The organism is Gordonia sp. IEGM753, assembly GCF_050321825.1.
Taxonomy (GTDB): Bacteria; Pseudomonadota; Gammaproteobacteria; order Pseudomonadales; family Pseudomonadaceae; genus Aquipseudomonas.
In genome coordinates this window covers 207595-221322 of the sequence record NZ_JBNQGB010000004.1, presented here as the reverse complement: position 1 = coordinate 221322, position 13728 = coordinate 207595, and the positions used below count along the sequence as shown (strand labels likewise).

Below are 13728 nucleotides of genomic sequence, written 5' to 3'. Positions count from 1 at the left end.
CCATGGGCCGTTTTTCTACTCAGATCAGGTGCAGGTGGTTATCCCAAAGGCCTGCCGGTAACTCCAGTGGTTTTGCAACAAGATTTGTCTGGCGACAATCGTAATACCGGCATCGGCCCTGACCCGAGGTCACGACAAAACCATCGGCCACCGCGCCCACCCCGGCGCAATCGGGAAGTGGCGCATCGAGGCGCACTTCGCCGCTGTCCAGGTCCCAGATGAAGAAGCGGTTGCCCCTTGGCGCGGTCAACGCCACCAGGCGCAATTCGCTGTGTACCGCGACGCTTGCGGTGTAATGCCCCATCGCCTGCAATTGATGTTCAGGTACCGGGAACGCCACGAACGGTTGGCCGGGACGCTTGATCGCCAGCAACTCTGACGATTCGTGAGACGCGCCCATGAATTGCTGGCCGGCGACGATGGTGCCGTCGCTGGCGATGCCCAGGTGACGCACGCTGTTCATCTGTTGGCCGAGGGTTTCCTTGCTCAACAGTGTGCCGTCGCGTTGCATCAGCACCAGGCTTGGCTCCATCGCATTGAGGTTCATCTCGACCCGGCTCTCGGCCTCGGTGCGAATGCCGCCGTTGGCCACCACCAGGGTTTCACCGTCGGGCATCCACGACACCTGATGCGGGCCGATGCCGTGTGTCGACATCTCGCCACTGTGCACCAGCCGCTCACCTTCAAATGTGTACACGCCGAGCAAGCCACGACCGGGATCGGTGGTGTCGTTCTCGGTCGCGTACAGCCAGTTACCGCTGCTGTGTATCACCGCGTGACCGTAGAAATGCCGGTTTGGTTTCGAGACCACGGTTTGCAGCAGCGTGCCGTCGCGCAAGTCGATCAGGTAGCTCTCGGTACCGGGGCGTCGGGCCACGAACAACGCCATCGCAAGCGTCGGGTGATTGATGATGTCGTGGCAACGCTGGCCAACCTGAGTGGCGAACACACGGGTGCCGTCCAGCCGATAGCCGACAGCGTAATGCTTGCCATCGCCATCGTCTCGCGCCGACAGCAACAGCGGGCTCTTGTCTTTTTGCCTGGACAGCGTCCAGCCGCCCAGTGTCACTGCTCCCAGCAGCAAGCTACCTAAGGCCAGAGCCTGACGTCGCAGCATCGCAGTCGCCCTCATCAGTCACCGTCGTTGGCGTTGAAGCCGAGTTGAATGCCCAGCGCCTTGGCCAGTTCACCTTCATGCAGGCGATGGACGACGTTGAGGCTGTCATAGAGGTCGTTGAGTTGCTGGCGACCCGCATCGTCGTTGAGCATTTCGGTCAGCGAGCGTGAGTTGCTGGCGAACAGTTTGAGCGAGGCCGCGTAGGCCGCGTCGATCTTGTCGGCCAACGGCTTTTGCTCGCTCGGCAGCAGACCGCGCAGGCCTTTGTTGTCAACACCTTCCCACACGGTTTTAGCCGCGGCGAGGCTGGCCTCCAGGCCAATCAGCGAAGACTGGCTGCGCCATGCATCGGCCTGGAACGGTTGCGGCACGCCTTTGCTCTGGCGGCCCATCGGCGTGCCCAGTTTTTTCTTCAGGGTGTCGAGGGCTGTGACCTGCACGCGCAACAAATCGGCGATGGCTTCGTGGGAGTCGGCGTAACGCTGGTTCGGGAACTTGCTCAACTGCGCGAGCATGCCGTCGGTGTTGTTCCAGCTTTTCAGGATGTCTTCGGCGAGCAGTTTCTGACGTTCGCCAATGGCCTTGAGCAGAGGGCAATATTTGGCTTTTTGCTCGTCGTTGGCCACGTCAGGCTTGCTGTCGAACAGGATGTATTCATAGGCGGAAAGGCCTTGGACTACCACGCTGGATTTGGCCAGTGCGGCGGCATCGATCTGCGGTTGGGCAATGATCAACTGCTCGACCTGACGCCCGACGAGGTTTTTCTTGTCTGGCCAGAACTGTACTTGCCAGGCGCGATTGCCTTCGGCCAGCGGGCCGATCAGCAAGGGTTGCAGTTCGGCCCAGGCTTTTTGTGCGTGCAGGAAGTCGGCGCGCGCGGTGTCGAGGTTTTCTTTGCCTTCGCAATAGGCGAGGGCGCTCACGGCCAACTGGCGGTCAGCTTCAACCCAGCGCGTGTAGGTCGGCAGGATCACCGACTTGGCGATCGCCGCCGAGGTGACTGCTTGCGGGTCCTGAGGCGAACAGGCGCCCAGTGCGAGTGCGGCTAGGCTGGTAAACAGCAGTTTGGGACGAAACATGTAGGGCTCCCGCTGATGGAATAGGTATTAAAGGGAATTCAGGAATGCCAACAACGCAGTGCGCTGTTCGGCATTGAAAGACAAAACTTTTTGCTGCGCCGCGGTTGCTTCCCCGCCATGCCAAAGCACGGCCTCGAGCAGATTCCGGGCGCGGCCATCGTGTAAAAACTGGGTGTGGCCACTGACCGCTTGCGTCAGGCCTATGCCCCACAACGGCGGTGTGCGCCATTCGCGGCCGCTGGCCTGGAACTCGGTACGGTTATCGGCCAGACCGTCGCCCATGTCGTGCAGCAGCAGATCGCTGTACGGGCGAATCACTTGATTGGCCAGTTCAGGCTCCGCAGCGTTGGCAGCGGTGGTGTATTTAGGGGTGTGGCACGACTGGCAACCTGCCTGGTAGAACAGATTCTTGCCGGCCAGTACCTCGGGCGCTCCGACATTGCGCCGAGCCGGAACCGCCAGGTTACGGCTATAAAACAGCACCAGACGCAGGATGTTATCGCTGACTTCCGGCTCGCCATCCGGCCCATTGCCGTTGGGCGCCTGCTTGCAGGCCGTTTGCGCATCGGTGCAGTCATCAATCGGTCTTAGACGGGTGGTCAGGCCCATATCACCAGAAAACGCGTGAACATTCTGTTGATTGAGGTTCGGCTGGCCTGCTTTCCAGCCAAATCGCCCCATGACTGTTTTTTGCTGTGCGTCATCCCAGACCTGGTTCGGGCGCCCGGTAATGCCGTTGTTGTCCTTGGCCTGCGCTTGGGCATTGGCCAGGATCGCCTCCTCGGGAATGGCTTCGAGCAGGCCAAGGCCAATCATCGGTGGCGCCACCCGCGCCGAGAAGCGGACATCCGGGTGCATCGGGCCGTAGCCGAGCTGAGTGATCTGCAACTGGGGTTTGCGAAGTTCGATCACGGTACCGTCCTTGAAACGCACCGGCACTGGCGTGTAATCGACCCGCACCTTGCCTTCCGGCACCACGCCGGGCACGGCCATGTCCTGTAGTTGCCCGCCATACACGGGCTCTGGCACCACGCCTAGTTGCTCGATCACGCGGGCATACGCCGCAGTATCAGGAATCGACAGCCGTACCAGCATTGACACCGCGTTAGGCGCATCCGGCAGCGGCGGATGACCGCGGCCGTCCTTGATGTGGCAGTTCTGGCAGGCGTTGGTGTTGAACAACGGCCCGAGGCCATCGCGCGCGGTAGTGGTTGCCGGGGCAATGACCCATGGGTTGCGGAAGAAACTGTTGCCCACGCTGAAGTCCAGGCGCCGGGTGGGCGCAAGGTTGGCGGAAGGCAGGGAAAACGAGTTTTGGTCTGTTTTGCGCACGGTTGTGCTGCCGCCGGACCGGGCTTCGCCGGGTTCGGATTGGGTGAACTTCGGGGCGTCATCGCAGGCACTCAGGCCCAAGGCCAGAAACAGTGCAGACAAACGAAGAGGCAGCGAGGGCATCAGACATCCTGCAGAGGAGCAAAACAAGGGCGCAAAGTCTAACAGGGCAGCGGAGTTTGAATAAGAGGAATTATCGTTTGGTTGATGTGGGGCAGGGTTTATCGCAATACCGCGATCCGCCCGTGGACAGTGTTGGCGGGCATGAAAAAAAAGCGACCCTGAGGTCGCTTTTTTATCCAGTCAGCGTTGATCAGAACTCGTGATCAGCGTTGTCCGGGTTCAGGTCAGTGATGCCCAGCTTGCCGGCAGCGGCTTCGATCGAACCGGTCTGCTTGACCAGGGATGCGATAGCGTCGCGCACGATCTGGTTGCCAGCGGTGTTACCGGCGGCAATCAGTTGGTCGTAGTGCTCACCCTTGTTGGCGTGATCGACCATGATCTGGATCTTGGCTTCGGTGGCGGCCAGGTCGGCTTTCAACGCAGTGTCGGCAGCCGGATCGACTTTAGCCACCAGCGACGACAGGCTGGCGCCGGTCATTTTGGTGCCGTCGGTGCGGGTGTACTCGCCCAGGTAGACGTTACGAATGCCTTTGGCATCGTAGAATTGCGAGTTATGCGTGTTGTCGCTGAAGCAATCGTGTTCGTCTTCTGGGGAGTTGGCTTCCAGGGAAACCTTCATCCGCTCACCGGCCAATTCGCCCAGGGACAAGCTGCCCATGCCGAAGAGGATTTTACGCAGCCCGGATTCGCCCGGTTCGGCTTCCAGGGTGGCGCGGTAGTTGTCGGCCACGTTTGGCTTCCAGTTGCCGACCATTTCTTCGAGGTCGCTGACCAGCAGTTGGGTGACCGCTTTCAGGTAGGCACGACGACGATCATTGTGACCGCCAGTGGCGCCAGCGCCTTCCAGGTAGTCGGAGGCCGGACGGTTGCCAGCGCCAGGGCCGGTGCCGTTCAGGTCTTGGCCCCACAGCAGGAACTCGATGGCGTGGTAACCGGTGGCGACGTTAGCCTCGGCTCCGCCCAGCTCGTTCAGGCTGGCGAGTTTTTCCGGGGTGATTTCTTTCACGTCGACCTTGTCTTCGCCGACCTGAATTTCGGTGTTGGCGATGATGTTGGCGTTTGCGCCCGGGTTACCCAATGCGTGTTCGTACGACTTGTCGACATAGTCGATCAGGCCTTCGTCCAGCGGCCAGGCATTCACCTGACCTTCCCAATCGTCAATGATGGTATTGCCGAAGCGGAAGACTTCACTCTGCAGGTAAGGCACGCGAGATGCGATCCAGGCATCCCGGGCCGCTTTGAGTGTGTCGGCGTTCGGTTTGGCGAGGAAGGCGTCAACGGAGGTTTGCAGGGTTTTCGCGGTGGATTCGGCATCGCTGTAGACGGCGAAAACCATGTCGGCGTAATGCGCGACAACAGCTTTTGCAGCGGCGTCATCGACTTTGCCAGCGGCAGCAGGCGCAGTGGCCGGGGTAGCAGCTGCCGTGGTACTGGCGGCCGGTGTTGGCGCTGCGGCGGTTTTGTCTTTGCCTTCGCCACAACCGGCGAGGGAAATAGCGATGGCCAACAGACTGGCGGTAGCCAGAGGCATACGAATCATGGCGAACATCCTGCTTCGAAAGGGGGGTGGAATGGCGCGGCGGGCGCGCAAAACTGCGACATAATGCAAATCTTTCGCATTATGTGTAAAGGCTTGTACCTGGAAATATTTCTTATTCAGACTTTGTTCTGCACACGCGAGCACGCTCGTTCCCGCAGGAAACGAGGCTGTGATCTTTTGGATTTTATAAAATGGCCGCGTTGCTGCGTTGCGCCTGCTTGAGGTAAACGCCCAGTTCCCGCGCCGGCAGTGGCTTGCTATAGAAGTAGCCCTGACCTTCGTGACAGCCTTCTGAAATGATGTAGGCCTCTTGTTCTGCGGTCTCTACACCTTCGGCAATCACCTGCATGCCCAGGCTTTTGCCCAACTGGATGATCGCCCGGACAATGGTTGCATCGTCGTCGTCATCCAGCAGGTCTTGCACGAAACTCTTGTCAATTTTGATCTTGTCCAGCGGCAAGCTTTTCAGGTAACTCAATGACGAGTAACCGGTGCCGAAGTCGTCAATCGCAATCAGCGCACCGGAGCGCCGCAGGCTCAGAAGATGCTGGGCCGCGGTGCTGATGTCTTCCATCAGGCCGGTTTCAGTCACCTCCAGTTCGAGGCTTCGCGGCGGCAGGCGATACATTTGTAACAAGTTATTTACCACGCGCGGCAGTTCGGCGTGGTGCAGTTGCACGGTGGACAGGTTGACCGCCATGCGCAGGTCGATGAAGCCTTGGTCATGCCACTCGCGCAATTGTTTACAGGCTTGATCCAGTACCCATTCACCGATGGCAATGATGGTGCCGTTTTGCTCGGCCAACGGAATAAACAGGTCCGGCGGTACCAGCCCGTGTTCCGGGTGCTGCCAGCGAATCAAGGCCTCGACGCCCACGACCCGATGATCGCGATAGCTGATTTGCGGTTGGTAAACCAGATAAAACTGATCACGGAGCAACGCGTCGCGCAGGTCTTTTTCCAGCTCGCGTCGGCGGCGCATTTCGGTGTCGACGCTGGCGATATAGAACTGATAACGATTGCGCGAGCGAGTCTTGGCCAGCGTCATGGTCTGCTCGGCTTTCTGCAGCAGCTTTTCGGTGCTGTCGCCATCCTCGGGAAACAGGGTGATGCCGATAGTGGCGCGCAAACGGATTTCTTGGTGATCGAGGGCGAATGCAGCTTCCAGGTCATCGAGAATGCTTTGCGCCAGTTCGGCGGCTTCGTAGGGTTGTTCAATATCCGCTTGGACCAGCGCGAACTGATCGCCACCAAGACGCGCAAGGGCGCCGAGACGTCCACTGTGGCCGCGTAGGCGATCAGCCAGCGCGAGTAACAACTGGTCACCGGTCTGGTAGCTGAACTGCTCGTTGATGCCTTTGAAGTCATCGAGACCCACACACAGCACTGCAACCCGGCGCTGCAACTTGCCCGCGTCGACGAGGATCTTGTCCAGTTGCTGCTGAAGCTGCTGACGGTTTGGCAGACCGGTAAGGAAGTCGTACTGGGACATGCGCAGCAAACTGTTTTCTGCTTCATGGCGCAGATGAGTATTGCGCTCGATGGATTCGAGTAGCTGGTTGGCGGTATTGATCCAGATGCCCAGTTCGTTTTTTTCGTGGCCCTTGAGCAGCGGAATCTTGTGCTCGCTGGGCCGGTCCGGATTGATTTCGGTCAGGTGCTCGATGATCCGCGACAGCGGTTTGGTCAGCAGCCAGTGATACACCAGGTACAGCACCAGCCCCATGGCCAATGCGCGCAATACGCCGGAAACAAAGATGATCACTGAGCTGACAATAAATCCCTGCCCGTAGGTGGCGGTGTCGAGGGTGATGCTCAGGTCGCCGTAATACTCGCTGTAAGGGCCACGGCCCACCAGTTGGGTGGTGAAGGTGCGTTCCTTGCCGAGGATCAGGTCGGTCAGCCAGCGGCTGTCGGATTGCTGCAGGTCTCGGTTTTTTTGCGCGAGCATGGCTTCGTTGGGATGGCCGATGGATGCCTTGCGCACGGCATCGTCCTGGAACAGGCCTTCGATCACCTGCATGCCCATCTCCCTGTCCAAGCTGTAAACGGCCTGGGTGGAGGGGTCGCGGAACATATCGAGTATGCGCTGAGCATCGCCGGCCACGGCTTGGCGCGTTTTGTAGGCATCGAAAACGATCTGCGCGCAGCTCAAGACTACGCCGACGATCAATGCCGACAGGAGCACGACCCGGAGCAACTTTACCGACAAGCTGTTCTTGAGTTCCAGCTTCAAAAGGCTATTCCTTGTTCCGTGCGGGTAGCGTCAAGTTGCCATGAGTATTGGCAATCCCGTGATGGCAGTCAAAGGGACATTCATCCACAGGGGGATTTGCCTGGAGCTTGGCCGATATGTTGGTGTGTAGAGTGGTTTCGTCAGTGAGTACTGTGTCGGTTGTCCGGGCCTTCAACTTGAGGTGGGTCGGGCGTTATTTTGTCATGAGTTGATGGTAGTCGGGTGTGGCGTTGCGGCAAGGGGGGAATGCTGGTTTTGGTGTAGGAGAATGGGGGTGTCTATCCGTTGTTGGGGTGATACCTAAGTTTGGGAATTCACCACCGAATTGTGGAGGCTGACTTGCTGGCGATGGCGTCTTTGAAATCGCCATCACCGGCAAGCCGGTTTCCTACAGGTTTGCGTTGATATCCGCCCAAACGCCAAACGTCCAAACGCCAATCGTGAATCCCAAACCCACTCCCCCAAAACCAAAAAACCCGACACAGAGGCCGGGTTTTTCGAACAGAACGAAACTTAAGCAGTAAAAGTCTTACCTTCAAACTGCTCAGCCACGAACTTCCAGTTCACCAGATTCCAGAACGCCTCGACATACTTAGGGCGAACGTTACGGTAATCGATGTAGTAAGCGTGTTCCCACACATCGCAGGTCAGCAACGGAGTGTCGCCGCTGGTCAGCGGGTTGCCGGCGCCGATGGTGCTGGCCAATGCCAGGGAACCGTCAGCCTTTTTCACCAGCCAGCCCCAACCGGAACCGAAGGTGCCGATGGACGTCTTGCTGAACTCTTCCTTGAACTTGTCGAACGAACCGAAGGACGAGTTGATGGCATCAGCCAGCGCGCCGGTAGGTTGACCGCCGGCGTTTGGCGCCAGGCAGTTCCAGTAAAAAGTGTGGTTCCAGACTTGAGCGGCGTTGTTGAAGATACCGCCCGAGGAAGATTTAACGATTTCTTCCAGAGTCTTGCCTTCAAACTCGGTGCCAGGCACCAGGTTGTTCAGGTTCACGACATAAGTGTTGTGGTGCTTGTCGTGGTGAAATTCCAGAGTTTCCTTGGAAATGTGCGGCTGCAGGGCATCGTGTGCGTAAGGCAGCGGCGGCAATTCGAAAGCCATGATGATTCTCCTAATCAGGTCAGTTGCGGTGAGCGCAAGGCCGATCACGGGCGGCCAGACAAGCGCCGGGGAGTTTGTACTCTTTGCGGCGCATCGGATCGGATCATAGCACCGGGGGTGCGGCATAACCACGCAACAACTGTGTGGAATAGAGGTTCCAGAGCCTTTTGGAATAATCAGGCCGCGATGATTAATTGGAACGCAACTGTGAACATCATCACGGCGACCAGCAGGTCGAGGATTCGCCAGGTGCTCGGTCGTGCCAGCCAGGGTGCGAGCCATGCGGCGCCGAGCGCCAGCGTGAAAAACCATATCAATGATGCGCTGGCTGCGCCCACGACATAAGCCCCGGGAACCGATTGCTGCGCACCGAGGGAGCCGATCAGCAGCACCGTGTCCAGGTAAACATGCGGGTTAAGCAGCGTCACCGCCAACGCGCTCAGCATGACCGCTCGCAGTGAGCGTACGGTCTGATTTTCGCCCTGTTGCAAGCTTTGCGCAGAAAACGCCCGGCGCAATGCCAGACTGCCGTACCACAGTAAAAATGCGGCGCCACCCCAGCGAGCGATGGCGAGTAATGTCGGGTTCTGCGCCAATACAGTTGCCAATCCGAAAACACCGGCGGCCACCAGTAATGCATCGCAGATGACGCAGAGTGCCGCCACGGGCAGGTGATGTTCGCGGCGAAGGCTCTGCGCCAGCACAAACGCATTTTGGGTACCGATTGCCATGATCAGCCCGGCGGCCACCAACAAGCCATTTACATAGCTTTGCCACATAAGATGTTTACTCCGCGTTGGCTGCCAGGTCCCGCAGGACTTGCATGGCGCGTTCGGCATCGGCTTGGCCGACGAACAAATGGTCGTGGTAATAACCTGCGATCACATTGCAACTGATGCCTGCTTTGCCTAATGCGCTGGCAAACGCTGCAGTCAGGCCGACGGCTTCGAGGGCGGAGTGCACGTTCAAAGTGATCCAGGCCGCGACGTAATCGAAGCTGAAACCGGCCTTCTCGGCGTGGGAGCGTTCCACAATGACTGTCAGCCCTTCCTGCTCGCGAATGCTGCCGATCACGTCGACAGCCGTAGGCAATTGGCCGTCTCGCAGCGTACAAAATACGTATTCACCCGCATTGAGTTGTGGGCTCATGCTGCGCAGCAACGTTGCCAAAGAGGTTTCGCCAGCCATGTCGGTGTTCCTTGTTCAAGAGTTCTTGCTGGCCATTCTCCGTGCAGAAGCGGTATAAGAAAAACCAATCATGCTGATCGCTCATTAGGAAAACTGATGTTCGACTATAAATTACTGTCTGCCTTGGCCGCTGTCGTCGAGCAGGCCGGTTTCGAACGCGCCGCACAGGTGCTGGGCTTGTCGCAATCGGCGATTTCGCAGCGCATCAAATTGCTCGAAGCGCGTGTGGGGCAACCGGTTTTGGTGCGTGTGACGCCGCCGGCGCCGACCGAAATTGGCCGGCGACTGCTCAACCATGTGCAGCAAGTGCGTTTGCTTGAGCGGGATTTGCAAACGCTAGTGCCGGCGCTGGACGAAGAGGGCCTGCCCGAACGGCTGCGCATCGCGCTGAATGCCGACAGCCTGGCCACTTGGTGGGCAGAGGCGGTCGGCGCTTTCTGCGCAGAGCAACACTTGCTGCTGGATATGGTGGTTGAAGACCAGACAGTCGGCCTCAAACGCATGCGTGCCGGCGAAGTCGCTGCGTGTGTCTGCGCCAGTGAACGTCCGGTCGCGGGCGCACGGAGTGTGCTTCTTGGGGCGATGCGTTATCGGGCATTGGCCAGCCCTGCGTTTATTGCCCGACATTTTCCGCAAGGCGTGCGTGCCGATCAGTTGGCCCGAACGCCGGCGCTGGTGTTCGGGCCGGACGATTTCCTGCAGCATCGCTACCTCGCATCCCTCGGCGTCGACGGCGGTTTCGAACATCATTTATGCCCATCGTCTGAAGGTTTTATTCGTCTGACCGAGGCGGGACTTGGTTGGGGCCTGGTGCCGGAACTGCAAGTGCGTGAGCAGCTGGAACGCGGGATATTGCTCGAGCTTTTGCCAGATAAGCCGATCGATGTGCCGCTGTACTGGCATCATTGGCGCAATGGCGGTCAGTTACTGGGGTTACTGACCGATCAATTGGTGCGCTCGTCCAGGCAATGGCTGGTGCCGTTGGACTGATGGGCAGCGTCAAGACTCACGCATTACGCAAAACGAAAGACATCGGAGCTCTAAATGAAAATTCTGGTTACCGGCGCAAGCGGCTTCATCGGCGGACGCTTTGCGCGTTTTGCGCTGGAGCAAGGCCTGGATGTGCGGGTCAACGGTCGCCGGGCTGAAAGCGTCGAACACCTTGTGCGCCGTGGCGCGAAGTTCGTTCAGGGCGATTTGAGTGATGCGCAACTGGCGCGCGACCTGTGTTCAGACGTCGAAGCCGTGGTCCATTGCGCCGGTGCGGTCGGGTTGTGGGGACGTTACCAGGACTTTCATCAGGGCAATGTCCAGGTCACCGAAAACATCGTCGAAGCCTGCCTGAAGCAGCGCGTTCGGCGGTTGGTGCACTTGTCATCACCTTCGGTTTATTTCGATGGCCGCGATCACTTGGGTTTGACTGAAGAACAGGTGCCCAAACGCATCAGGCACCCTTATGCCGCCACCAAGTTTCTGGCCGAGCAAAAGGTCTTCGGTGCCCAGGAGTTCGGTCTCGAAACCTTGGCCCTGCGCCCACGTTTTGTCACGGGCGCCGGTGACATGAGCATTTTTCCGCGCCTGCTGAAAATGCAGCGCAAAGGACGGTTGGCGATTGTCGGCAATGGCCTGAACACCGTCGATTTCACCAGCATGCAAAACCTCAATGAGGCATTGCTCAGCAGTTTGCTGGCCTCGGGGTCGGCGCTGGGCAAGGTTTACAACATCAGCAATGGTGCGCCGGTTCCATTGTGGGACGTGGTCAATTATGTAATGCGCAAGATGGAAGTCCCACAGGTAACCCGCTACCGTTCCTACGGTTTGGCCTACACCGTCGCCGCGCTCAATGAAGGTGCTTGCAAATTGTGGCCGGGCCGCCCGGAGCCGACCCTGTCGCGGTTAGGCATGCAGGTAATGAACAAAAATTTCACCCTGGACATCAGTCGCGCCCGGCATTATCTGGATTACGATCCAAAGGTCAGTCTGTGGACGGCCCTCGATGAATTCTGTGGCTGGTGGAAGGCGCAGGATATGTAACGATTGCCCGAGCAGCGGCCCCGGCGCTGAACCGAGTTGAGGGTTCAGGGTCAATCGGTGCGGCAGTGGGGTTTATACTGCGCCGCATCACGCCATCACCCCGTTCTACAAAGGTTGACTCAATGTCCATGCGTAACGATGCCAACGATGACTTCGACGATGTACCAAGCCTGCGTGCCGACAGCCTCGACCACGATGACTTTGTGCCCACTGCGCGCACCTCTGTGCATTCGCGGACAGCCCCGGTAGTCAATGTCAAAAGCGCCAGCACCGGACCGCTCTGGGCGTTGGTCGGTGCGTTGTTTTTTGCGTTCGCAGGCTTGGCATGGTGGAGCTTCCAGCAGATATCGCTGATGGAGCAGCAATTGGTCGCGACCCAGGAAAGCTTTGCGCGTATCAGCGAAGAAGCGGCGGGGCGTTTGCAGGATATTTCCGGCAAGGTCGTCGCCAGCCAGTCCAACGTCAACAGCGACAGTGAGGCCTTGAAGCTGCAAATCAAGCAGCTGGAAAGCAAACTGCAGGATCAAAGCGCACAGCAGCAAGGCGTGGTAGGCCAAACCAGCGACCTGGATAAACGTCTGGCGCAGATGACGGCGCAAACTACCGATCTGGACAAACGCCTGGCACAAATCACCGCGCAGGCAACCGAGCAACAAAGCGCCAACAGCCAGTTGCAGGCTCAAGTCAAAGCCTTGAGCGGCGAATTGGCCACAGTGAAAAGCGCCTCATCGGACACCAGCAAGTTCGACGCACAACTCAAGAGCCTGGGCGCCGACATCGTGGCATTGAAAAAACAAGGCAATCCGAGTGCTGCTGTCGAGCGCCTGGAGCAAGACATGATCGTGCTCAAAAGCCAGCAGGACAACCGCCCGACAGCCGCTCAGGGCGGAAACACCGCCGAATTCGACGCGTTCCGTGGCCAAGTCACTCGCAACATCAACACCCTGCAAGCACAGATCCAGAACCTGCAACAACAACTGAGCGCCCGGCAGTAGGTTTGGGAGGCCGCCAACACAACGCAATCAGCCCCAAAACCAACGCATTCCCGTCTACGCTCTCAAAACACTAAAGACCGAGGAATGCGTAATGGCGTTACTGCAACGATTAGCCCTGCTTGGCACCCTGCTTCTACTCTGCATAGGCCAAGCGCAAGCCGCCACCACAGAAAAAGACGACAGCCAGGCCGCCAAAGCCCTGCTGGAAAAAGCCCTGGCTTACTACCACCAAAACGGCGACAAGGCCTTCGCTGCGTTCAGCCGCCAAGGCGAATTTGTCGACAAGGATCGCTACGTCTTCGTGGTCGACACCAAAGGCGTCATGCTCGCCAGTGGCGGCCCGTCCTCAGCGTTGATTGGTCGCGATGTCTCCGACACGCTCGGGCCTGACTTGCAAAAAGCCTTCAAGGACGCCTTGAAAGTGCCCGAAGGCAACGGTATTCAACAAGCCGAGTACCGCTGGCAGAACTGGGCCGATGGCAAGGAAGAACGCAAACACGTGTTCTATCAACGCATCGGCGAACGGATTCTGGCAGTCGGCTACTACTTGCCACGAGCCTCAGCGGAACAGGCGATGGCCTTGCTGAATAAAGCTGCACAAGATTTGACCAAGGACGAGAAGGGCACCCTGGCCGCGATCAACTCGCTCAAGGGGGGGTACTTGCAGGATGACCTTTATGTGTTTGTCGTCGACCTGGACACCCAGCGATACGTTGCGCACGGCACCAACCTCAGATTGATCAACACCGATTTCAGCAAGATAAAAGACCCGGAAGGCAATCCGGTGGGTGAGCCGATCCTGGCGTTGATCGCCAAACAGGATCACGGCGAATACCAATACCGCTGGAAAAACCCGGTGACTGGCAAGGTTGAATCCAAACATGCCTACTTGAAGAAGGTCGGGCATTTCCTGGTGGCTGTGGGTTATTACAGCCCATGATGTTGCAGTGACTGCCCACCTCTGTAGGCGTACG

At 58.5% G+C, this 13728-nt stretch carries 12 protein-coding genes; 4 read left to right on the top strand and 8 right to left on the bottom strand.

Going from position 1 to position 13728, the window contains the following annotated elements; translation table 11 throughout:
* Positions 1-19: 19 nt before the first annotated feature.
* From ACQR3R_RS20725 to ACQR3R_RS20690, 8 genes are all read right to left on the bottom strand, one after another.
* On the bottom strand, positions 20-1117 hold the full coding sequence (locus tag ACQR3R_RS20725) for a DUF1513 domain-containing protein (protein ID WP_428274829.1): 1098 nt from the start codon (positions 1115-1117) through the stop codon (positions 20-22).
* Positions 1118-1131: 14 nt separating this feature from the next.
* The gene (locus ACQR3R_RS20720) at positions 1132-2196 is read right to left on the bottom strand and encodes an imelysin family protein (protein WP_428274827.1); all 1065 of its coding nucleotides are present in this window, start codon (positions 2194-2196) and stop codon (positions 1132-1134) included.
* A 27-nt stretch (positions 2197-2223) separates the two neighbouring features.
* A complete protein-coding gene (locus tag ACQR3R_RS20715) occupies positions 2224-3651 on the bottom strand; it encodes a di-heme oxidoredictase family protein (protein ID WP_428274825.1) in 1428 nt (475 codons plus the stop codon).
* 190 nt (positions 3652-3841) lie between these two features.
* Positions 3842-5191, bottom strand: coding sequence for an imelysin family protein (locus tag ACQR3R_RS20710; protein ID WP_428274823.1), 1350 nt, complete (start codon positions 5189-5191; stop codon positions 3842-3844).
* Positions 5192-5375: 184 nt separating this feature from the next.
* Positions 5376-7427 carry an EAL domain-containing protein gene (locus ACQR3R_RS20705; protein WP_428274821.1) on the bottom strand — a complete coding sequence of 684 codons (2052 nt, stop codon included), beginning with the start codon at positions 7425-7427 and terminating at the stop codon, positions 5376-5378.
* A gap of 513 nt (positions 7428-7940) precedes the next feature.
* Positions 7941-8537: a Fe-Mn family superoxide dismutase gene (locus tag ACQR3R_RS20700; RefSeq protein ID WP_428274819.1), complete on the bottom strand. Its 597-nt coding sequence runs from the start codon at positions 8535-8537 to the stop codon at positions 7941-7943.
* A gap of 176 nt (positions 8538-8713) precedes the next feature.
* Positions 8714-9316 carry a LysE family transporter gene (locus ACQR3R_RS20695; protein WP_428274817.1) on the bottom strand — a complete coding sequence of 201 codons (603 nt, stop codon included), beginning with the start codon at positions 9314-9316 and terminating at the stop codon, positions 8714-8716.
* A 7-nt stretch (positions 9317-9323) separates the two neighbouring features.
* Positions 9324-9725, bottom strand: coding sequence for an ACT domain-containing protein (locus ACQR3R_RS20690; protein WP_428274815.1), 402 nt, complete (start codon positions 9723-9725; stop codon positions 9324-9326).
* A gap of 96 nt (positions 9726-9821) precedes the next feature.
* Here ACQR3R_RS20690 and ACQR3R_RS20685 point away from each other — a divergent pair, with 96 nt between their 5' ends.
* The 4 genes from ACQR3R_RS20685 (at position 9822) to ACQR3R_RS20670 (ending at position 13694) form a co-directional block, all read left to right on the top strand.
* The gene (locus tag ACQR3R_RS20685; RefSeq protein WP_428274813.1) at positions 9822-10715 is read left to right on the top strand and encodes an ArgP/LysG family DNA-binding transcriptional regulator; all 894 of its coding nucleotides are present in this window, start codon (positions 9822-9824) and stop codon (positions 10713-10715) included.
* 54 nt (positions 10716-10769) lie between these two features.
* A complete protein-coding gene (locus ACQR3R_RS20680) occupies positions 10770-11759 on the top strand; it encodes an NAD-dependent epimerase/dehydratase family protein (protein WP_428274811.1) in 990 nt (329 codons plus the stop codon).
* A gap of 122 nt (positions 11760-11881) precedes the next feature.
* A complete protein-coding gene (locus tag ACQR3R_RS20675) occupies positions 11882-12754 on the top strand; it encodes a hypothetical protein (protein WP_428274809.1) in 873 nt (290 codons plus the stop codon).
* Between the two features lie 91 nt (positions 12755-12845).
* Positions 12846-13694: a cache domain-containing protein gene (locus ACQR3R_RS20670; protein ID WP_428274807.1), complete on the top strand. Its 849-nt coding sequence runs from the start codon at positions 12846-12848 to the stop codon at positions 13692-13694.
* Positions 13695-13728: the final 34 nt, after the last annotated feature.

Excerpts from the sequence above, each read along its gene's own strand:
- ACQR3R_RS20725 (WP_428274829.1), bottom strand. The coding sequence starts at position 1,117 with ATGCTGCGACGTCAGGCTCTGGCCTTAGGTAGCTTGCTGCTGGGAGCA.
- ACQR3R_RS20720 (WP_428274827.1), bottom strand. The coding sequence starts at position 2,196 with ATGTTTCGTCCCAAACTGCTGTTTACCAGCCTAGCCGCACTCGCACTG.
- ACQR3R_RS20680 (WP_428274811.1), top strand. The coding sequence starts at position 10,770 with ATGAAAATTCTGGTTACCGGCGCAAGCGGCTTCATCGGCGGACGCTTT.
- ACQR3R_RS20715 (WP_428274825.1), bottom strand. The coding sequence starts at position 3,651 with ATGCCCTCGCTGCCTCTTCGTTTGTCTGCACTGTTTCTGGCCTTGGGC.
- ACQR3R_RS20695 (WP_428274817.1), bottom strand. The coding sequence starts at position 9,316 with ATGTGGCAAAGCTATGTAAATGGCTTGTTGGTGGCCGCCGGGCTGATC.
- ACQR3R_RS20700 (WP_428274819.1), bottom strand. The coding sequence starts at position 8,537 with ATGGCTTTCGAATTGCCGCCGCTGCCTTACGCACACGATGCCCTGCAG.
- ACQR3R_RS20690 (WP_428274815.1), bottom strand. The coding sequence starts at position 9,725 with ATGGCTGGCGAAACCTCTTTGGCAACGTTGCTGCGCAGCATGAGCCCA.
- ACQR3R_RS20710 (WP_428274823.1), bottom strand. The coding sequence starts at position 5,191 with ATGATTCGTATGCCTCTGGCTACCGCCAGTCTGTTGGCCATCGCTATT.
- ACQR3R_RS20675 (WP_428274809.1), top strand. The coding sequence starts at position 11,882 with ATGTCCATGCGTAACGATGCCAACGATGACTTCGACGATGTACCAAGC.
- ACQR3R_RS20685 (WP_428274813.1), top strand. The coding sequence starts at position 9,822 with ATGTTCGACTATAAATTACTGTCTGCCTTGGCCGCTGTCGTCGAGCAG.
- ACQR3R_RS20670 (WP_428274807.1), top strand. The coding sequence starts at position 12,846 with ATGGCGTTACTGCAACGATTAGCCCTGCTTGGCACCCTGCTTCTACTC.